14 protein-coding genes, 1 tRNA gene and 2 pseudogenes are annotated in these 18,131 nt (G+C 71.7%); 8 read left to right on the top strand and 9 right to left on the bottom strand.

All coding sequences use genetic code 11. The features are described from left to right. Positions 1–2: 2 nt before the first annotated feature. Entirely contained in the window at positions 3–2,081 is a 2,079-nt protein-coding gene (locus ACZ499_RS08030; RefSeq protein ID WP_468673237.1) for a PQQ-dependent sugar dehydrogenase, read from the top strand. Positions 2,082–2,143: 62 nt separating this feature from the next. Here ACZ499_RS08030 and ACZ499_RS08035 read toward each other — a convergent pair whose 3' ends face one another. After that, entirely contained in the window at positions 2,144–3,943 is a 1,800-nt protein-coding gene (locus ACZ499_RS08035; protein WP_468673238.1) for an AMP-dependent synthetase/ligase, read from the bottom strand. Between the two features lie 242 nt (positions 3,944–4,185). Further along, complete coding sequence (locus ACZ499_RS08040; RefSeq protein WP_468673239.1) at positions 4,186–5,670, bottom strand: MFS transporter; 1,485 nt, start codon at positions 5,668–5,670, stop codon at positions 4,186–4,188. 114 nt (positions 5,671–5,784) lie between these two features. On the opposite strand from ACZ499_RS08040, the gene ACZ499_RS08045 reads away from it, so the two are divergent. After that, positions 5,785–6,753, top strand: a complete 969-nt coding sequence (locus ACZ499_RS08045; RefSeq protein ID WP_468673240.1) for an Lrp/AsnC family transcriptional regulator — start codon at positions 5,785–5,787, stop codon at positions 6,751–6,753. Here the strand turns inward: ACZ499_RS08045 and ACZ499_RS08050 are convergent. Further along, the gene (locus tag ACZ499_RS08050; protein WP_468673241.1) at positions 6,728–7,597 is read right to left on the bottom strand and encodes a LysR substrate-binding domain-containing protein; all 870 of its coding nucleotides are present in this window, start codon (positions 7,595–7,597) and stop codon (positions 6,728–6,730) included. The two genes, ACZ499_RS08045 and ACZ499_RS08050, sit on opposite strands and share 26 nt — an antisense overlap. A 168-nt stretch (positions 7,598–7,765) precedes the next feature. Between ACZ499_RS08050 and ACZ499_RS08055 the strand changes: the two genes are divergently transcribed. Continuing rightward, positions 7,766–8,809, top strand: coding sequence for a bile acid:sodium symporter family protein (locus ACZ499_RS08055; protein WP_468673242.1), 1,044 nt, complete (start codon positions 7,766–7,768; stop codon positions 8,807–8,809). Here ACZ499_RS08055 and ACZ499_RS08060 read toward each other — a convergent pair. Then, complete coding sequence (locus tag ACZ499_RS08060) at positions 8,793–9,725, bottom strand: quinone oxidoreductase family protein (RefSeq protein ID WP_468673243.1); 933 nt, start codon at positions 9,723–9,725, stop codon at positions 8,793–8,795. The genes ACZ499_RS08055 and ACZ499_RS08060 overlap by 17 nt on opposite strands. A gap of 103 nt (positions 9,726–9,828) precedes the next feature. Between ACZ499_RS08060 and ACZ499_RS08065 the strand changes: the two genes are divergently transcribed. Beyond that, complete coding sequence (locus ACZ499_RS08065; RefSeq protein WP_468673244.1) at positions 9,829–10,284, top strand: MarR family winged helix-turn-helix transcriptional regulator; 456 nt, start codon at positions 9,829–9,831, stop codon at positions 10,282–10,284. Positions 10,285–10,393: 109 nt separating this feature from the next. On the opposite strand, the gene fdhD is transcribed toward ACZ499_RS08065, so the two are convergent. Both fdhD and ACZ499_RS08075 read right to left on the bottom strand, forming a co-directional pair. After that, the gene (gene fdhD, locus ACZ499_RS08070) at positions 10,394–11,242 is read right to left on the bottom strand and encodes a formate dehydrogenase accessory sulfurtransferase FdhD (protein WP_468673327.1); all 849 of its coding nucleotides are present in this window, start codon (positions 11,240–11,242) and stop codon (positions 10,394–10,396) included. A 30-nt stretch (positions 11,243–11,272) separates the two neighbouring features. Continuing rightward, a pseudogene (locus ACZ499_RS08075) lies at positions 11,273–11,421 on the bottom strand (2Fe-2S iron-sulfur cluster-binding protein); the annotation flags it as partial. Between the two features lie 275 nt (positions 11,422–11,696). Between ACZ499_RS08075 and ACZ499_RS08080 the strand changes: the two are divergent. From ACZ499_RS08080 to ACZ499_RS08090, 3 genes and pseudogenes are all read left to right on the top strand, one after another. Beyond that, on the top strand, positions 11,697–12,635 hold the full coding sequence (locus tag ACZ499_RS08080; RefSeq protein ID WP_385533584.1) for a beta-ketoacyl-ACP synthase III: 939 nt from the start codon (positions 11,697–11,699) through the stop codon (positions 12,633–12,635). A 124-nt stretch (positions 12,636–12,759) separates the two neighbouring features. Further along, a pseudogene (locus ACZ499_RS08085) lies at positions 12,760–12,882 on the top strand (sugar kinase); the annotation flags it as partial. A 333-nt stretch (positions 12,883–13,215) separates the two neighbouring features. Further along, the gene (locus tag ACZ499_RS08090; protein WP_468673245.1) at positions 13,216–14,751 is read left to right on the top strand and encodes an aldehyde dehydrogenase family protein; all 1,536 of its coding nucleotides are present in this window, start codon (positions 13,216–13,218) and stop codon (positions 14,749–14,751) included. A gap of 126 nt (positions 14,752–14,877) precedes the next feature. On the opposite strand, the gene ACZ499_RS08095 is transcribed toward ACZ499_RS08090, so the two are convergent. Together ACZ499_RS08095 and ACZ499_RS08100 are read right to left on the bottom strand one after the other, a co-directional pair. Next, complete coding sequence (locus ACZ499_RS08095) at positions 14,878–15,333, bottom strand: peroxiredoxin (RefSeq protein ID WP_468673246.1); 456 nt, start codon at positions 15,331–15,333, stop codon at positions 14,878–14,880. A 64-nt stretch (positions 15,334–15,397) separates the two neighbouring features. Further along, a complete protein-coding gene (locus ACZ499_RS08100; protein WP_468673328.1) occupies positions 15,398–16,672 on the bottom strand; it encodes a DUF2254 domain-containing protein in 1,275 nt (424 codons plus the stop codon). 332 nt (positions 16,673–17,004) lie between these two features. Between ACZ499_RS08100 and ACZ499_RS08105 the strand changes: the two genes are divergently transcribed. Continuing rightward, positions 17,005–17,092 (top strand) — tRNA-Leu (locus tag ACZ499_RS08105). A gap of 473 nt (positions 17,093–17,565) precedes the next feature. Here the strand turns inward: ACZ499_RS08105 and ACZ499_RS08110 are convergent. Then, positions 17,566–17,997, bottom strand: a complete 432-nt coding sequence (locus ACZ499_RS08110; protein WP_468673247.1) for a hypothetical protein — start codon at positions 17,995–17,997, stop codon at positions 17,566–17,568. Between the last annotated feature and the right edge of the window lie 134 nt (positions 17,998–18,131).

The raw sequence follows: 18,131 nt of genomic DNA on the forward strand, positions 1-18,131 counted from the left end.
AGATGCGTCTCGCACAACCCCCACGACCTGCGAGAAGCCTCGCGAGGAAGACGGCCGCGAGCGCCGTGCTGCTGCTCTGCGCGGGTCTGTTGCAGGCGGTGCCACAGTCCGCGTCCGCCGCCCCCACGCGCTACGAGGCGGAGAAGGGCGCCTACTCGGCGGGCTCCACCCTCGACACCAACCACACCGGCTATTCGGGCACCGGGTTCGTCAACTCCAACAACGCGGTGGGCGCCTACGTCGAGTTCACGGTCGACGCGGCCGCCGCGGGCAACGCGACGGTGGGCATCCGCTACTCCAACGGCACCACCGCCAACCGCCCCGCCGACGTCCTGGTCAACGGCACGGCCGTCTCCAGCGCACGCGCCTTCGACGCCACCACCGACTGGGACACCTGGGCCACGTCCACCCTCACCGCGCCGGTCAAGGCCGGCAGCAACAAGATCCGGCTCAGCGCCACCACCACGACGGGCCTCGCCAACATCGACTACGTCGACTTCGCGTCCTCCGGCGGCGACGGCCAGGCACCCACCGCGCCCGGCGCTCCCAGCTGCTCGGCCATCACCGAGGACTCGCTCACCCTGAGCTGGGGTGCCTCCAGCGACAACGTGGGCGTCGCGATGTACGACGTCTACGAGCACGGCAACAAGATCGGCGAGGTGGCGGGCAACCTCACCTCCGATTCCCTCACGGGCCTGAGCCCCAACACCCCGTACAACCTCACGGTGTTCGCCCGGGACGCGGCCGGAAACGTCTCCCCGGCCAGCGCCGCCGCCGACTGCGCCACCCGGCCCAGCACCGACACCAACCCACCGGCCAAGCCCGGCACACTCACCTCGTCCAAGGTCACCGCCAACAGCGCGGACCTGAAGTGGGGCGCCTCCACCGACGACAAGGGCGTCACCGCCTACGAGGTGCGCAGCGGCACCAGCGTCTACAAGACCGTCTCCGGCAAACCGCCCGCCACCAGCACCACCGTGACCGGGCTCGCCTGCAACAGCCCGTACACGCTCACCGTGGTCGCCAAGGACGCGGGCGGCAACACCTCGCCGCCCGGCAACGCGGTCACCTTCACCACCGGCGCCTGCCAGAGCGACGGCGGTGTCCCGTCCTCCGTCAGCACGCTCTCCAGCGGCTGGACCATCCCGTGGGGCACCTTCTGGATGCCGGACGGATCGAGCGCGCTGGTCACCGAGCGGGACAGCTTCAAGGTCTTCGAAATGACCCCGAGCGGCACCAAGACGCAGGTCGGAACCGTACCGAACTCGGTCACCACCAGTGGTGAGGGCGGCCTGATGGGCGTCGCGGTCGACCCGAAGTGGGCGGCCAACCACTACGTGTACTTCATGCACAGCGCCTCCGAGGGCAACCGGGTGGTGCGCATGACGTACGACGGCGGTTCGCTCGGCGGCTACACCGTCCTGCTCCAGGGGATCAAGAAGAGCAAGTACCACAACGGCGGGCGGCTCGCCTTCGGCCCGGACGGGTATCTGTACGCCTCGACCGGTGAGGCCCAGACCCCCGACCTCGCCCAGGACAAGAGCTCCCTCAACGGCAAGATCCTGCGTATGACCACCGACGGCAAGCCGGCCCCCGGCAACCCGTTCGGCACCTACGTCTACAGCTACGGCCACCGCAACCCGCAGGGCCTGGCGTTCGACCGCAACGGGCGGCTGTGGGAGGCCGAGTTCGGCAACAGCTCCAAGGACGAGCTCAACCTCATCAAGCCGGGCGGCAACTACGGCTGGCCGATCTGCGAGGGCTCCTGCTCCACGGCCGGGATGACCAACCCGAAGGCGTCCTGGCCCGTCGCCCAGGCCTCGCCCAGCGGCATCGCCATCGTCCGCAACGTGATCTACATGGCGGCGCTCAAGGGCGAGCGGCTGTGGCGCGTCCCCATCAACGGCGACACCGAGAGCGTGGGCACACCGACCGCGTACTACGTCGGCTCCTACGGACGGCTGCGCACCGTCACCAAGGTGCCCGGCGAGGACGCGCTGTGGCTGTCGACCACCAACTGCGACAACAACGGCAACGCGCCCGACGGCTCGGACAAGCTCTTCAAGGTCCTGATCAAGTGACCGGAGTGAGAGGTGAGTTGACCGGCTGACAGGGGGAGCGGCGCGCCCTGTACCGCGACGGCTCAGCGGTACAGGGCGTCCACCTCCACCGTGTAGGCCTCCTCGATGGCCCGCCGCTTGAGCTTCAGCGACGGGGTGAGCAGACCGTGCTCCTCGGTGAACTGATGGGCGAGGATCCGGAAGGTACGGATCTGCTCGGCTTGGGAGACCAGGGTGTTGGCGGCGACCACCGCGCGCCGCACCTCGGTCTCCAGGTCGGGGTCGCGTACGAGCTCGGACGCGGTCATCGACGGTTTGTTGCGCATCGCCAGCCAGTGGTCCACGCCCTCCTGGTCGAGGGTGACCAGGGCAGCGATGTACGGGCGGTCGTTGCCGACGACGATGCACTGGGCCACCAGCGGGTGCGCCCGCACCCGTTCCTCCAGGGCCACCGGCGAGACGCTCTTGCCGCCGGAGGTCACCAGGATCTCCTTCTTGCGGCCGGTGATGGTCAGATAGCCGTCCTCGTCGAGGGCGCCGATGTCGCCGGTGGCCAGCCAGCCGTCCTTGAGCACCTTCTCGGTCGCCTTGGGCTCGTTGAGGTAGCCGGAGAAGATCTGGCCGCCGTGCAGCCACACCTCGCCGTCCTCCGCGATGTGCACCGTGGTGCCCGGCACGGGCTGGCCGACTGTGCCGAACCGGGTGCGCTCGGGAGGGTTGGCGGTGGCGGCGGCCGTGGACTCGGTCAGTCCGTACCCCTCGTAGATCGTCACGCCCGCGCCGGCGAAGAACAGCGCCAGGCGGCGGCCCATGCTGGAGCCGCCGGACATGGCGTGCCGCACCCGGCCGCCCATCGCCTCGCGGACCTTGCCGTACACGACCTTCTCGAAGAACTGGTGCTGCATCCGCAGTGCCGTCGACGGTCCGGGCCCCAGACCGAAGGCCTTCTGCTCCATCGCCTCCGCGTACTTCACCGCGATCTCCACGGCCTTGTCGAAGGGGCCGGTCTTCCCGTCCGCCTCGGCGCGACGGCGGGCGGCGTTGAAGACCTTCTCGAAGATGTACGGGACCGCCAGGATGAAGGTGGGCCGCAAGGACTGGAGGTCGGGCAGGAGCGCGGAGGCGGAGAGCGCGGGCTGGTGGCCGAGCTTGACCCGGCCCCGGACCGCGGCGACCTCCACCATCCGGCCGAAAACGTGCGCCAGCGGCAGGAAGAGCAGGGTCGACGCCTCGTCGCCGGGGCGCGAGTGGAACACCGGCTCCCAGCGGGCGACCATGGTGTCCGCCTCGAACATGAAGTTGGCGTGGGTGATCACACAGCCCTTGGGGCGGCCGGTCGTACCGGAGGTGTAGATGACGGTCGCGGTCGACTCGGGGGTGACCGCGCGCCGGTGGCGGTGCACCACGTCGTCGTCGATCTGCCCGCCCGCCGCGAGGAGCTCGGCCAGCGCCCCCGCGTCGAGCTGCCACAGCCGTTTGAGGCGGGGAAGGCGGTCCACCACCGAGCCGATGGTCATGGCGTGGTCCTCGTGCTCGACCACGCACGCGGTGACCTCGGAGTCGTGCAGCATCCAGAAGACCTGCTCGGCGGAGGAGGTCGGGTAGATGGGCACCGACTGGGCGCCGATGGACCACAGCGCGAAGTCGAAGAGCGTCCACTCGTAGCGGGTGCGGGACATCACGGCGACCCGGTCGCCGAACCGGACACCGTCCGCGATCAGCCCCTTGGCGAGCGCCAGCACCTCGTCGCGAAAGCGTGCCGAGGTCACGTCCTGCCACTGGCCCGCCGCGTCCTTGCGGGCCAGCGCGACCCGGTCGGGATCGTCGAGGGCATGGTCGAACACGACGTCCGCCAGCCCGCCGACGTGAGGCGCCGTCGCCATGGGTGGGACAGTGAACTCGCGCAATACCCTGCTCCTTGTGGCGCTCCGCACAGCGCCGGTGACGGTACCCCACCCGGGGTCCCGACGGGAGGGGCGTCAAGGAATACGGTCAAGTGCGACAGTGATCGCCATCACCACAGGTCAGCACCGTGGGCGCGGCTGCTCATGGCCCGCCCGGCCCGCATTCTGACCCTGGAGTCAGATGCGGGCGGTTTTTTCTCCACGGAATCTGTACGACCCGGTCACGCCCGCTCTACGGGGACCGCGCCGTTGGTACGGACCTGGGCGGGTGCGGCCGCCGGCGTCCGTACCAGTGCGAACACGGCGAGCCCGGCCACCACGGCGAGCGCCCCGGCCGCGACCGCGGCTCCGTTCAGGCCCGAGGCGAACGCGGTGTGCAGCGCCTCGTCGGGGACCCGGCCGCGCAGCGAACCGGCCGCGCCGCCCGCGAGCGCCCGGGCCTGCGGCGTGCTGTGCAGCGAGTCGGCCATCCGGGAGGTGGCGAGGGTGCCGAACACCGCGATGCTCACCGCGTAGCCGAGCTGGCGCATGGTGTTCATCGCGCCCGTCGCCATGCCGCTGCTGCGCTGCGGCACCGAGGCGAGCGCCGCCGACGCGAGCGCCGGGCTGACCAGGCCCACGCCGATGCCGGTCACCACGAGACCGGCGACCAGCGTCGTCCAGTCGGAGTCCGCGTCGAGCAGCGACTGGCCGAACAGTCCGGCGGCGATCAGCAGCAGCCCGAGGCAGATCAGCAGCCGCTGCGAGACCCCGTGCAGGAACCGGCCGCCCAGCGCCGAGGTCACGAACGACGCGAGCGCCAGCGGCACGAGCGCCAGACCGCCGGTCACCGGGCTCATGTCCAGGAGCGTCTGGAGCCAGATCGAGGTGTACGGGAGCACCCCGAAGGCGGCCGAGTTCAGGGCGAGCGCCGCCACCAGGACGCCGACGAACGCCGGGCGCCGCAGCAGCGAAAGATCCATCAGCGGCCGTTCCGCGCGGTTCTCCACCACGACGAAGACCAGCAGCGCGGCCGCCGACACGGCGAAGGAGAGCAGCGTGCGGGAGGCGCCCCAGCCGTCGGTGCCCGCGTTCACCGCCCCGTAGGTGAGGGTTCCGGCGAAGAGCGCGAACAGGGCCGTGCCCGCCCAGTCGGTGCGGCCGGCCGCCGGGCTCCTGGACTCGTGGACCACCCGGACCGTCAGCCATACCGCGGCCGCGCTCACCGGCAGGTTGACGAAGAATATCCACCGCCAGCCGAAGCCCTCGGTGAGCAGCCCGCCCAGGATCGGGCCGAGGGCCGCGGCCGCGCCGTTGACCGCACCCCACACGCCGAGCGCCACCGAGCGGTCGCGGCCCTGGTAGGCGGCGCCGAGCAGCGGCAGCGTGGTGGCGAACATCGCGGCGGCGCCGATCCCCTGGAGCGCGCGCATCGCGATCAGCGTCCCCGCGTCGCCCGCCAGACCGCAGGCGAGCGAGGCGCCCGCGAAGAGCACCGTGCCCGCCGCGTAGAACTTCCGGCGCCCCGCCGCGTCGGCGCCCGCGCCCGCGCCGAGCAGCAGCGCGGCCAGCGCCAGCGCGTACACGTCGATCACCCACTGCAGGCTGGAGAGCGAGGCGTCCAGCGAACTCGCCATGTCCGGCAGAGCCACCGTCACGATGGTCACGTCCAGCAGCAGCATGAACGTTCCCAGACACACGGCGACCAACGGCCCCCACTTGCGCATTGCATTCCTCCGACTTGGTTCGTTCGACGTCCCGTACGATCGGTCCCGGCCGAACCGAAGTTCCACCCAGTTCGTCCATCACGCAGGAATCCGACATCGGAAGGGCTCAGGCCGATGGATTCACCCGAGTTCGACGAACTGGACCAGCGACTGGTGAGCGCGCTCGTTCTGGACGGCCGGGCCCCCTTCAGCCGGATCGCCGCCGTGCTCGGCGTCTCCGACCAGACCGTCGCACGCCGCTACCGCAGGCTGTACACGGAGGGCGAGCTGCGGGTCGTCGGGGTCCGCGACACCGAACGGCTCGGCCACACCCGCTGGATGCTGCGGCTGCGCTGCACCCCCGACGCGTCCGTCTCCATCGCCACGGCGCTGGCCCGGCGGCCCGACACCGCCTGGATCGGGCTGACCTCGGGCGGCACCGAGGTGGTCTGCACGACCGCGTCGCGCCGGCCCGAGGACCATGAGGCGCTGCTGCTCGGCAAGTTGCCGCGCACCCCGAGCATCGTGGAGATCGGCGCCCACCAGCTGCTCCACCGCTTCTTCGGCGGCCCGCTCGGCTGGTTCGCCAAGGACTCGGCGCTCACCGCCGAGGAGCGGGCCGCGCTGCTGCCCGAGCCGGTGGAGCCCTCAGCCGGCCCGATCCGGCTCGACGAGGAGGACGAGGCCCTGATGGCCGCGCTCGCGCGCAACGGCAGGGCGGGCTGCCCCGAGCTCCAGAAGGCCACCGGACGCTCGGAGTCCGCCGTCAAGCGGCGCCTGGACCAGCTGCTGCGCTCCGGAGCCCTGTTCATCGACGTCGAGTTCGACACGACCCGGTTCGGCTTCCGGACCAGGGCGCTGCTGTGGATCACGGTGGCGCCCTCGGCACTGGCCGCCGTGGGCGCGGCCCTCGCCTCCCACGCCGAGGTCGCCTTCGCCGGTGCCACCTCGGGCCCGGCCAACCTCGTCGCGGTCGTCATCTGCCGCGACCCGGCCGGGCTCTACACGTACCTCAGCGAGAAGCTCGGCACGCTGGAAGGCGTCCGGCACGTCGAGACCGCGCCCTTACTGCGACAGGTCAAGCGGCTGACGTACGCGGGCTGAGGCCGCTCGCCAGGATCGCCGCCGCGAGCGCGTCCGCCGCCTCCTGCGCCGAGGGGCGGCGCCCGCCGTGCAGCAGGACGAAGTCCACCGGCCCGAGCTCGGGCAGCCCCGACCTCGGCGGCAGCGGTACGAGCCCAGGCGGGACCAGACCGCGGGTGTGCGCCATCACGCCGAGCCCCGCCCGGGCCGCCGCGACCAGTCCGCTCAGGCTGCCGCTGGTGCAGGCGATCCGCCACGGCCGCCCGTGCTCCTCCAGGACCTCAAGCGCCCGGGCCCGGGTGATGCCCGGCGGCGGGAAGAGGATCAGCGGCACCGGCCGGTCGGGGTCCAGGCGCAGCCCCGGCGCGCCGATCCAGCAGAGGGTGTCCTGCCAGACCCGCTCGCCGTGGGTGTCGCCGGGGCGCCGCTTGGCAAGGACCAGGTCGAGGCGGCCCGCCTCCAGCCGGCGGTGCAGGGTGCCGGACAGCTCGACCGTCAGCTCCAGGTCGACCTCGGGATGGTCCCGGCGGAAGGACTCCAGGACCTCCGGGAGCCGGGTGAGCACGAAGTCCTCGGAGGCGCCGAACCGCAGCCGCCCGCGCAGCCGGGTCCCGGTGAAGTAGGCGGCCGCCCGCTCGTGCGCGGCCAGGATCGTCCGGGCGAAGCCGAGCATCGCCTCGCCGTCCTCGGTGAGCCGGACGCTGTGGGTGTCGCGGCTGAACAGCGGCCGCCCGGTCGCCTCCTCCAGACGCCGCACGTGCTGGCTGACCGTGGACTGCCGCAGGCCGAGGCGCCGTGCGGCCTGCGTGAAGCTGAGCGTCTGGGCGACGGCGAGGAAGGTCCGGAGCTGGTGCGGCTCGTACACGGCAGCAGGTTATCGCGGAACGCGATGACAGTCAGAGTGGTGTACGGGATTCCCGATCGGCCCGGAGGGGTGAATGATCGGGAGGGCGCGACCCGACCGCACACGCCGTACGACGCGCCCCCCGTGAAGGGCAAAGAGAAGCGCCGAGCGAAGAGCCGAGTGGAGCCGATGAACCGCCGCACGCCCCCGCTGCCGTCCTGGCTGCCGATCGACCCGTTCATCATGACGCTGATCGCCACGGTGGCCCTGGCGGCGCTGCTCCCGGTCTCCGGCGGCGCCGCGCACGCGGCGGGCGGCGCGTCGACCGGGGCCGTCGCGCTGCTCTTCTTCCTGTACGGGGCCCGGCTCTCCACCCGGGAGGCGCTGGACGGCCTGCGCCACTGGCGGCTCCATGTGACGGTCCTGGCCTGTACGTTCGTGCTCTTCCCGCTGCTGGGGCTCGCCGCGCGCGGGCTGGTGCCGGTGGTGCTGACGCCGGACCTCTTCCACGGGCTCCTGTTCCTGTGCCTGGTCCCGTCGACCATCCAGTCCTCGATCGCCTTCACCTCGATCGCGCGCGGCAACGTGCCCGCGGCGATCTGCGCGGGCTCGTTCTCCAGCCTGGCGGGGATCTTCGTGACCCCGCTGCTCGCGGCGCTGCTGCTCGGCGGCAGCGCCGGAGGCGTCTCGGCGGACTCGGTGCTGAAGATCGCCGTCCAGCTCCTGGTCCCGTTCGCCTCCGGGCAGTTGCTGCGGCGCTGGGTGGGAGGTTTTCTCGCCCGGCACAAGAAGGTGCTGAGCCTGGTGGACCGGGGCTCGATCCTGCTGGTCGTCTACACCGCGTTCAGCGAGGGCATGGTCCGGGGCATCTGGCACCAGGTGAGCCCGGCCCGCCTGGGCGCGCTGCTCGGGGTCGAGGCGGTGCTGCTCGCCGCGATGCTCGCGCTGAGCTGGTACGGGGCGAAGCGGCTCGGGTTCGGCCGGGGCGACCGGATCGCGATCCAGTTCGCCGGGTCCAAGAAGAGCCTCGCGGCCGGGCTGCCCATGGCCAGCGTCCTGTTCGGCACCCAGGCGGCGCTTGCGGTGCTGCCGCTGATGCTCTTCCACCAGATGCAGCTGATGGTCTGCGCGGTGATCGCCAGAAGGCGGGCGCGCGAACCGCTGGAGGAGGCGGCGCCCGGCTCGCCAAACCGCGGCGCCGCACCGCCCGCCGTCCTCACGCGCCGCCGGTGACGAGCACCACCTTGCCCAAGTTGCGCCGCGAGTCGATCAGTTCGTGGGCGCGGGCGGCCTCCTCCAGAGGCAGCTCGGCGTGGACGGCGGCGCGCAGCCTGCCGTCGCGGTGCAGCTCCCACAGCTCGTCGCGCCAGGCCGCGTACAGCTCCGGCTTGCCGCGGGCGATCAGCGCCATCTGGAAGGCGATCACGGACTTGCCGCCGACCAGCAGGTCATAGACCTCGACCGTGCCGCCGCCGGAGCTGAACGCGACCAGCCGGCCGCCGGGCGCCAGCGCCTTCACCGCCGGGGCGAGCAGCTCGCCGCCGACGCCGTCGAGGATGACGTCGACCGGCTCGCCCCAGGACTCGTCGCCGTAGAGCACGACCTCGTCGGCGCCCATCTCCCGTACGAAATCGGCCTTCTCGGCCGAGCTCACGGCAGCGACCACCCGGCTCGCGCCGCCCGCCCGGGCGAGCTGGAGCGCGATCTGCCCGACCGCGCTCGCCGCCGCCGTCACCAGGACCGACTCGCCCGGCCGGGGCCGCCCCGACTCGTAGGCGCCGCGCGCCACCAGACCGCTGCGGACGAGCGCGACCGCCTCGACTGAGGAGGCGTGGTCGGGGATGCGAGAGGTCATGGCCTCGTGGAGGACGGCCAGTTCGGCGTATCCGTACGAGAAGCAGAGCCCCGTCACGCGGTCGCCCGGCGCGAAGGCGGTGACGCCCTCGCCGACCGCGACCACCGTGCCCGCGACCTCGCCACCGAGCGGGAACGGCTCACGGCCCTCGCGCACCTTGCGGACGACGGGCAGGGTGACGCCGATGGCGTCGGTGCGGACCAGCAGCTCGCCGGGGCCGGGCGCGGGGGCCTCGACGTCCTCGGTGAACAGGACCTCGGGGCCGCCGTTGACCTCGAAGCGAACACGGCGCATGGACTCTCCCGGTGTGGATGAATTCGTTGGTGGCCCCAACGAGTCTCACGATAGAACAGAAGTCATTGGGAAGTCCAACGATTATGGGGGTAAGGTCGACGACGTGACCGAACGCGCCGACTCCCTCCCCGCGCTCCAGCGCATCCAGGCCCTGCCCAGCTGGGTCCTCGGCCGGGCGGCCACCCGGGGCCGGGGCCTCGTGGCGGCGGCCATCGCACGCGAGGGCGCCAAGATGTGGCACCACGCCGTGCTGGCGGCCGTGTCCGAGTACGGGCCGCTCGCCCAGGCCGAGCTCGGGCGCCGGATCTCGCTCGACCCCAAGGACCTGGTCGGCGTCCTCAACGACCTCCAGTCCGACGGGTACGTCGTACGCGAGCCGGACCCCCGCGACCGCCGCAAGAACGCGGTCACGGTCACCCCGGAGGGGGAGGCGATGCTGGCGCGCTGCGCGGCGGCGGCCGAGCGGGCCAACGACGAACTCCTGGCACCGCTCAGCGCGGCCGAGCGCAAGCAGCTGATGGCGCTGCTCCGGCGGGTGGGCGCGGAGGAGCCGGAGTAGGGCGGGGGCGTACGGCACCCGGCCCGCTTCCCGTGAACGGCGGCGCCCGGGTCGGCGCAGGGGGCGCTCCCCGCCGGCCGGGCCCGGTCCCGTACGGCGGGCGGGCCCGTCAGCCCTGGGCGGCCGGAGCCTCCAGGGCGATGCGGTGCTCGCCCGCGTACACGTTCATGGAGGCGCCCCGCAGGAAGCCGACCAGGGTCAGCCCCGTCTCGGCGGCCAGGTCCACGGCGAGCGACGAGGGCGCCGAGACGGCGGCGAGCAGCGGTATCCCGGCCATCACGGCCTTCTGGGCCAGCTCGAACGAGGCCCGCCCCGAGACCAGCAGCACCGCCCGCGACAGCGGAAGCCGCCCGTCCTGAAGGGCCCGCCCCACCAGCTTGTCCACCGCGTTGTGCCGCCCCACGTCCTCCCGTACGTCCAGGAGCTCGCCCTCCTCCGAGAAGAGCGCGGCCGCGTGCAGACCTCCGGTCCTGTCGAACACCCGCTGGGCCGCCCTCAGTCGGTCGGGGAGGCTCGCGAGCAGCTCGGGGGTGACACGGACCGGGGGAGCGTCGGCGATCGGGAAGCGCGCCTGTGTACGGACGGCGTCGAGGCTGGCCTTGCCGCACAGCCCGCACGACGACGTGGTGTAGACGTTGCGCTCCAGGGTGATGTCGGGGACCTCGACGCCGGGGGAGAGCTTCACGTCCACCACGTTGTACGTGTTGACCCCGTCGGCGGTCGCCCCGGCGCAGTAGACGATCGACTGCACGTCGTCGGCCGCCGCGAGCACGCCCTCGCTGACCAGGAACCCGGCCGCCAGCGCGAAGTCGTCGCCGGGGGTGCGCATGGTGATGGCCAGTGGTCTGCCGTTCAGCCGGATCTCCAGTGGCTCCTCGGCCACCAGCGTGTCCGGCCGGGCGGAGACGGCCCCGTCCCGGATGCGGATGACGCGGCGGCGCTCGGTGACCCGTCCCATCTCATTCCCGATTCTGTACGTGCTGGAAGTCTGTACGTGCTGGAAGCCGAAGCGGCCCTTGATGCGGAGGTTGCCATGGGGCACCGGGTTGTCGTGCGGCAGGTGACCTTGACGATCTCATTGTCCTGCACATGGAGGGTGAGGTTGCAGCCGATGCCGCAGTACGCGCAGACCGTCGTCGGGCAGAGGGCGGGGACGTCCTTGCCCGCGGCCCGGCGGTAATCCACGAGGGTCGCTCCTTCAGGGACGCGTACGGGCTCGTCGGCCAGCGTCAAAATGCCCCGGGGCGGTCAAGGGAGCGGGCGCCCGGCCGGGCACTACGCCCGGGAGCTGACACAAGGCTCCAAAGGTGCGCCGGGAAGCCTGTTGGATCTCGCGCCTCCGTACCGGTCGGTAGCCACGAAGACTGGATGGCTCCTGATGTCCTACGAGGGGAAACCGCGGCATGACCGGCATGCGAGGCTCACGCGTCGTCGCGCTCGGGCACTACCAGCCCGCCAAGGTGCTCACCAACGACGAGCTCGCCGCCATGGTCGAGACCAACGACGAGTGGATCAGCAGCCGGGTCGGCATCCGCACCCGCCACGTCGCCGGGCCCGACGAACCCGTCGACGAGCTGGCCGCGCACGCCGGCGCCAAGGCGCTGGCCGCCGCCGGGCTGACCCCCGCCGACATCGACCTTGTCCTGGTCGCCACCTCCACCGCGATCGACCGTTCCCCGAACACCGCGGCCCGGGTCGCCGCCCGCCTCGGCATGGGCTCGCCCGCCGTCATGGACCTCAACGTCGTCTGCGCGGGCTTCACCCACGCCCTGGCCACCGCCGACCACGCCGTCCGGGCCGGCTCGTCCACCCGGGCCCTGGTCATCGGCGCCGACAAGATGACCGGGGTCACCGACTGGACCGACCGCACCACGTGCGTCCTGGTCGGCGACGGCGCAGGAGCGGCGGTGGTGGAGGCCGCGGAGGAGGAGCTGATCGGTCCGGTCCTGTGGGGCTCGGTCCCCGAGATGGGCCACGCCGTACGGATCGAGGGCACCCCGCCCGTCTTCGCCCAGGAGGGCCAGGCCGTCTACCGCTGGGCGACCACCCAGCTGCCGCCCATCGCCCGCCGGGTGTGCGAGCGCGCCGGGGTCACCCCCGAGGAACTGGCCGCCGTCGTACTGCACCAGGCCAATCTCCGCATCATCGAACCGGTGGCCCGCAAGATCGGCGCGGTGAACGCGGTGATCGCCCGCGATGTGGTGGAGTCCGGCAACACCTCGGCCGCCAGCATCCCGATGGCCCTGTCCAAGCTGGTGGAACGCGGCGAGATCGGCACCGGCGACCCGGTCCTGCTCTTCGGCTTCGGCGGCAACCTCTCGTACGCGGGCCAGGTCATCCGCTGTCCGTGACGGGCCGGCGCCAGGGGCGCGGAACCGGCCGCGGGGGACGGGGCGCACTGGACTTCACGATCGGCAGACCGTAGCCGACAGCCAATCGAGCGTGACGATCGCGTCGCCGGGAGAGCGAACCGGGGACCGCCGCCTGAGGGGGCCCGATGTGGCCGACGGCCTCGCCGCCTCGCGCGGCGGCCGCCGCTCCCACAACATCCGGCTCGCGCCCCGGCCGGGCGAGCTGGGGCCGGTCGCCGGTGTCACCGGCGCGGCCCGGTTCATCAGCGACCACCTGTTCTCACCGGCCTGATCCCCACCCCTTCCCACCGCCGGTCCCGTGATCGGGAGGGACGATCCGTCCGCCGCGCTCGACCCCGACGAGGCCGACAACCTCTTCCGCATCGTCGCCGACCTCAGCTCCGCCCGGCCGCCCCGCCGCACCCCGAACAGGCCCCGGCCTCACGTGATGTCACTCATAATTGACCGTGGGTGCGTATCGCGGCAGGTCCCCTTGTCACTAACGTCGCCGTACGGCCGCCCGGTGCGAGGGCGGCCAGCGCCACCTCCTGCCCCGCCCGACCCGAGCGGAGACCCACAGATGGCACCCACCCTCATCCTCAAGCCCGGCACCGCCTGGGCCGACGCCTGGCAGCGCTGCCGGGCGATCGCCCCCGAGGCGTTCCGGGACGACCGCGTCCTCAACCTCTGGGGCGGCCAGTGGCAGCCCGACGGACGCGCCCTGCCGGCCACCAGCCCGGTCGACGGCAGCCCCATCGCGGGCCCGCCGCGGCTCGACGCGCCCACCGCCCAACAGGCGGTCCGCGCCTCCCTCGACCAGCACCGCGCCTGGCAGCACATCCCGCTGCCCGAGCGCCGCGCCCGCGTCGGAGCCACCCTCGACGCCCTCACCGAACACCGTGAACTCCTCGCCCTGCTCCTCGTCTGGGAGATAGGCAAGCCCTGGCGGCTGGCCCAGGCCGACGTGGACCGGGCCATCGACGGCGTCCGCTGGTACGTGGAGAACATCGACGCGATGCTGGAGGGCCGCACACCCCTCGACGGCCCCGTCTCCAACATCGCGAGCTGGAACTATCCGATGAGCGTGCTCGTTCACGCAATGCTGGTACAGGCACTGGCGGGCAACGCGGTCATCGCCAAGACCCCGACCGACGGCGGCCTTTCCTGCCTCACCCTGGCCAGTGCGCTGGCCGCGCGCGAGGGCATCCCCGTCACCCTCGTCAGCGGCAGCGGCGGCGAGCTCTCCGAGGCCCTGGTGCGCTCGCCGGAGATCGGCTGTGTGTCGTTCGTCGGCGGCCGCGACACCGGCGCGCGCATCGCCACGGCCGTCACCGACATCGGCAAGCGGCACATCCTCGAACAGGAAGGACTCAACACCTGGGGAATCTGGAACTACACGGACTGGGACGCGCTGTCCGCCGCCATCCCGAAGCTGTACGACTACGGCAAGCAGCGGTGCACCGCGTATCCGAGGTTCGTCGTGCAGCGCGCGCTCTTCGACCGGTTCCTCGCCGCGTACCTCCCGGCGGTCCACACGGTCCGCACGGGCCACCCCCTCGCGGTCGAGCACCCCGAAGGCGCCCTGCCCGAGCTGGACTTCGGGCCGCTCATCAACGCGGCGAAGGCGAAGGAGCTGGGCGACCAGGTCGCCGAGGCGATCGACCGGGGCGCCGTCCCACTGCACCGGGGCAGCCTCGCCGACGGCCGCTTCCTGTCGGGCCAGGACACCAGCGCGTATCTGCCGCCGGTGACCCTGCTCAACCCGCCGTCGTCCTCACCGCTGTTCCACGCGGAGCCGTTCGGCCCGGTCGACACCATCGTCCTCGTCGACACGGAGGCGGAGCTCCTGGCCGCCATGAACGCCTCGAACGGGGCGCTGGTCGCCAGCCTGTCGACCGACGACCCGGAGACGTACGCGCGCCTGGCCCCGCAGATCCGGGCGTTCAAGGTCGGCCGGGGCAAGCCGCGTTCGCGCGGTGACCGCGAGGAGCTTTTCGGCGGCTTCGGCGCCTCGTGGCGCGGCGCCTTCGTCGGCGGCGAACTGCTCGTACGGGCGGTGACCGAGGGCCCGGCGGGGGAGCGGCTGCCGGGGAACTTCCCGGAGTCGTACGCGTAGGAGGCGCCGGTCTCCCGAGTACGCGGACGCTGCCGTACGCGAACGGCTGCCCGGGGTCGGAGCGCTGCCCCGACCCCGGGCAGCCGGAGCGCCGGCGCGCCCGAACGAGTACGGGGGTACCGATGGCTACGCGTCGCGCTTCCGCAGGGCGGCGAGGGCGCGGTCGGCGTGGACGCTCATACGGATCTCGCTCTTGACGATCTCCAGCACCCGGAGGTCGGTGTCGATGACGAACGTGACGCGCTTGGTCGGGGCCATGCTGAACCCGCGCTTGACGCCGAACAGTTCCCGTACCGCGCCGTCGGAGTCCGAGAGGAGGGGATAGCCGAAGGAGTGCTTCTCCGCGAACTCCGCCTGCCGCTCCACCGCGTCGGCGCTGATGCCGGCCGGCTGGGCACCGAGCGCCCGGAACTCCCCGGCGATGTCGCGGAAGTGGCACGCTTCGGCGGTGCAGCCGGGGGTGAAGGCCGCCGGGTAGAAGAAGAGCACCACGGGGCCCTCGGCCACCAGCCCGGAGAGGGTGCGGAGGGTGCCGGTCTCGTCGGGGAGCTTGAAGTCGTCGACCGTGTCGCCAATTCTCATGGGCGCAGTCAACCACTGGCGGTGGGGCGGCCGACGGGGAGGGCGGGGCCGGGGCAGGCGCGGGCTAGCCGATCCCCTGCCGGTCCGCCTCCAGCGCGAACGCCCGCTCGGCCGCCTCCGGAACGTCTCGTTCCACGGCATGGACGAGCAGGGCCCGGTGCCGGAGGAGGGGCGGGCGCCGCTGCTCGGGAGCCAGCCGCAGCAGTTCGTCCAGGGCCGCCACGATCCGCCGGGTGACCTGCGGGCTGCCGACGGCGTACGTACGGATCTCGGTGAAGCCGAGGTCGACGAGGTTCTCCCAGGAGGGAACGGGCTGCACCAGCCGTACGGCACCCTGGCGGTCACGGTGTCCCACGGCGCCGAGCGGCCGGTGCGCGGCCTCGGCGAGCAGCTGCACGATCCGGTCGAGGCACTGCACGGCCGTCGTCGGATCGTTCACGGCAGGGGAGAGGGCCCGCAGCGCGATGTCGCAGAGCTGCCGCAGCCCGAACCCGAGGTCCTGGTGGAACGTGCGCTCCACCCCCACCGACACGGTGTACCCGAGTGCCCCGCGCGACGGCGCCCGCCCGCCGTGCACCGCGAGCACGGGTGTGCCAGGCACCACGAAGTCCCCGATCCTGGGGATCAGCCGCAGGACGACGCCCTGGCGCCGGGCCGCGCGCACGAGCCTCGCGATGTTCACGTCCCGCAGCACGCCGGCCCGCCCGCTGTGCCCCACCTGCCCGCTCTCCACCGGCAGCGGCTCGTCGCCCATCTCTCCCCGAGGCACCTTGAGCACCACCCGGAACGCCTCGACGGTGATCCGGTCGACGACGTGCCCGACGCGCATCAGCCGCAGCGTGGTGTTCACATACGCGATGAAGAGCAGCAGACTCAGCGCGACCATGGCGATCGTGAGCAGGCTCTGCGCGATGGGCACGCTCTCCACGACCTTGGGATCGGTCTCCCCGCTGTACGAGGTGAGGACGAGCAGCGACAGCGCGAAGGTCGCCAGGAAGACGGCGAGGGTCAGCTTGGTGATCCGCGACCGTACGAAGATCCGCACCACACGCGGAGTGAACTGCCCGCTCGCCATCTGCACGGCGACCAGCGAGATGCTGAAGACGACACCGATGAAGGTCATCATCGCCGAGCTGACGGTGGTGATCACGGTCTTCAGGTCGTCGACGATCCCGATCAGATCGCCGACCGCCTCGTACTCCTGCTGCCGCTGGAGCTCCTCGACGATCGCCGTGTCCAGCCAGTGCGCCAGCAGCCACAGCACGCACACCAGCGCCAGCGCCGCGCTCGGCGCGAACCAGAAGTTGTCCCGCAGATGCTCCCGCAGCGGCGACAACATCCGCGGCCGCCGATAACGCTCCCCGGTGCCCACGCCCCGAGGCTAGGCCCGCACCCCGCGCCGCCCTCCGCCCCACGCCCGGCGAGCCCGCCGCGATACCCACATGGTCGCGCGTTCCGCCCTGCGCAGCGCCATGCGCGATTCACGCTGAGTGCGCACACGACCACCCTTTGCCCCCACCCCGCCGATCAAGGGCCGAGCCACCCCAAACCTCACCCATGCCAAGGTCCAGCGATCCCCTGACCACGCAATATGCGGGTGAATACCACCTCGAACCCCTGGTAGAGTTATCTCTGTCGCCGCGGGGAGCAAGCCTGCGAGACAAACACCTGGTCCGGGTGGCGGAATGGCAGACGCGCTAGCTTGAGGTGCTAGTGCCCTTTATCGGGCGTGGGGGTTCAAGTCCCCCCTCGGACACCAGCTAAGACCCCACTTCATGTGGGGTTTTCTGCTTTTCTGGGCTGTGGCGTGACCAATCACGTGACCGATGGCCCAGCGAATCACCAGGTCAGACGAGGGATGACAGGCCGAGTCGTCCGGCTCCGGAGGCGGCGAGCTTCCGCGCTCCGTCCTTACGTGAGTGGGCGTACCGAGCCATCGTGTAGCCCGGCGAGTGGTGCCGGACGTTTGCTGAGACCTCTACGGGGTTCTCCCCGGCCTCCAAATCGTTCGTGACCTTGCTGTGCCTCCAGTCATGGATGCGGAGGTCCTCCGGCAGGTGCAGGCGCGTCCGGAGGGTGCGCCACCGGGCAGAGACCTTCTCGGGGTCCTGCGGGCCCCCTGCCTCACCCCGAGAGGTCGTCCAGGGCTTCTTTCGTTGCTTCGACTATGCCAGTGGGCAGGGCAGTTCGGGACGGGATCCGTTCGGGAAGCAGGACACCAGGGCTAGCGAGCTACGCGCGGTAGAGCGAAGGGCGCTCGGCTTCCTGGTCAGGGCTGAGGCCGTCCACGGTCAGGTTGCCGGTCCATAGGTGGTCTCGGTTGGCGTAGGTGGTTTCGAAGCTGACGCGCTTCCCACCGGGCTCCAGCTTCCATCCCTGGTCAGGGAACTGCGCGATACGGTCGCTTCCGCAGACGAACGCCCGGGTCGCCTGGATCAGAATCCACTGTGCGAGTTCGGTGTCCTTGGCTGCGGGCCTGCCACAGGAACGAGCCATCTGCCACAGCCGTGGCCACTCGACAGCAGGGCTCAGGGGGCCGATCACGGCAACGTCCCCGATCCGTCGTTCGTCAAGATGGTGGGTGGCGTAGCCGAAGACCGTGCCGAACATCGCGAAAACCGTGACCCGACTTCGTCCGGTCAGGCCCTCGTCATTGCTGTTCATCTTTGGAACCCTTGGCTGTGGCGGTCCGGGCGCCTCAGTCACGCCCGGACCGCTTCCGTTCAGTGCGAATGGAGCCGCAAGCGCTCTCCCCCCCGCCGCCAGTGGGCGCGTGTGGCTTCGTCGTCCCTCCCCAC

Source organism: Streptomyces sp. NPDC031265 (assembly GCF_055570295.1).

Bases quoted from the DNA above. Each gene is read 5' to 3' on its own strand.
- ACZ499_RS08030 (WP_468673237.1), top strand. From the start codon at position 3: ATGCGTCTCGCACAACCCCCACGACCTGCGAGAAGCCTCGCGAGGAAG.
- ACZ499_RS08035 (WP_468673238.1), bottom strand. From the start codon at position 3,943: ATGGCGACGGCGCCTCACGTCGGCGGGCTGGCGGACGTCGTGTTCGAC.
- ACZ499_RS08040 (WP_468673239.1), bottom strand. From the start codon at position 5,670: ATGCGCAAGTGGGGGCCGTTGGTCGCCGTGTGTCTGGGAACGTTCATG.
- ACZ499_RS08045 (WP_468673240.1), top strand. From the start codon at position 5,785: ATGGATTCACCCGAGTTCGACGAACTGGACCAGCGACTGGTGAGCGCG.
- ACZ499_RS08055 (WP_468673242.1), top strand. From the start codon at position 7,766: ATGAACCGCCGCACGCCCCCGCTGCCGTCCTGGCTGCCGATCGACCCG.
- ACZ499_RS08060 (WP_468673243.1), bottom strand. From the start codon at position 9,725: ATGCGCCGTGTTCGCTTCGAGGTCAACGGCGGCCCCGAGGTCCTGTTC.
- fdhD (WP_468673327.1), bottom strand. From the start codon at position 11,242: ATGGGACGGGTCACCGAGCGCCGCCGCGTCATCCGCATCCGGGACGGG.
- ACZ499_RS08080 (WP_385533584.1), top strand. From the start codon at position 11,697: ATGCGAGGCTCACGCGTCGTCGCGCTCGGGCACTACCAGCCCGCCAAG.
- ACZ499_RS08090 (WP_468673245.1), top strand. From the start codon at position 13,216: ATGGCACCCACCCTCATCCTCAAGCCCGGCACCGCCTGGGCCGACGCC.
- ACZ499_RS08095 (WP_468673246.1), bottom strand. From the start codon at position 15,333: ATGAGAATTGGCGACACGGTCGACGACTTCAAGCTCCCCGACGAGACC.
- ACZ499_RS08100 (WP_468673328.1), bottom strand. From the start codon at position 16,672: ATGTTGTCGCCGCTGCGGGAGCATCTGCGGGACAACTTCTGGTTCGCG.
- ACZ499_RS08110 (WP_468673247.1), bottom strand. From the start codon at position 17,997: ATGAACAGCAATGACGAGGGCCTGACCGGACGAAGTCGGGTCACGGTT.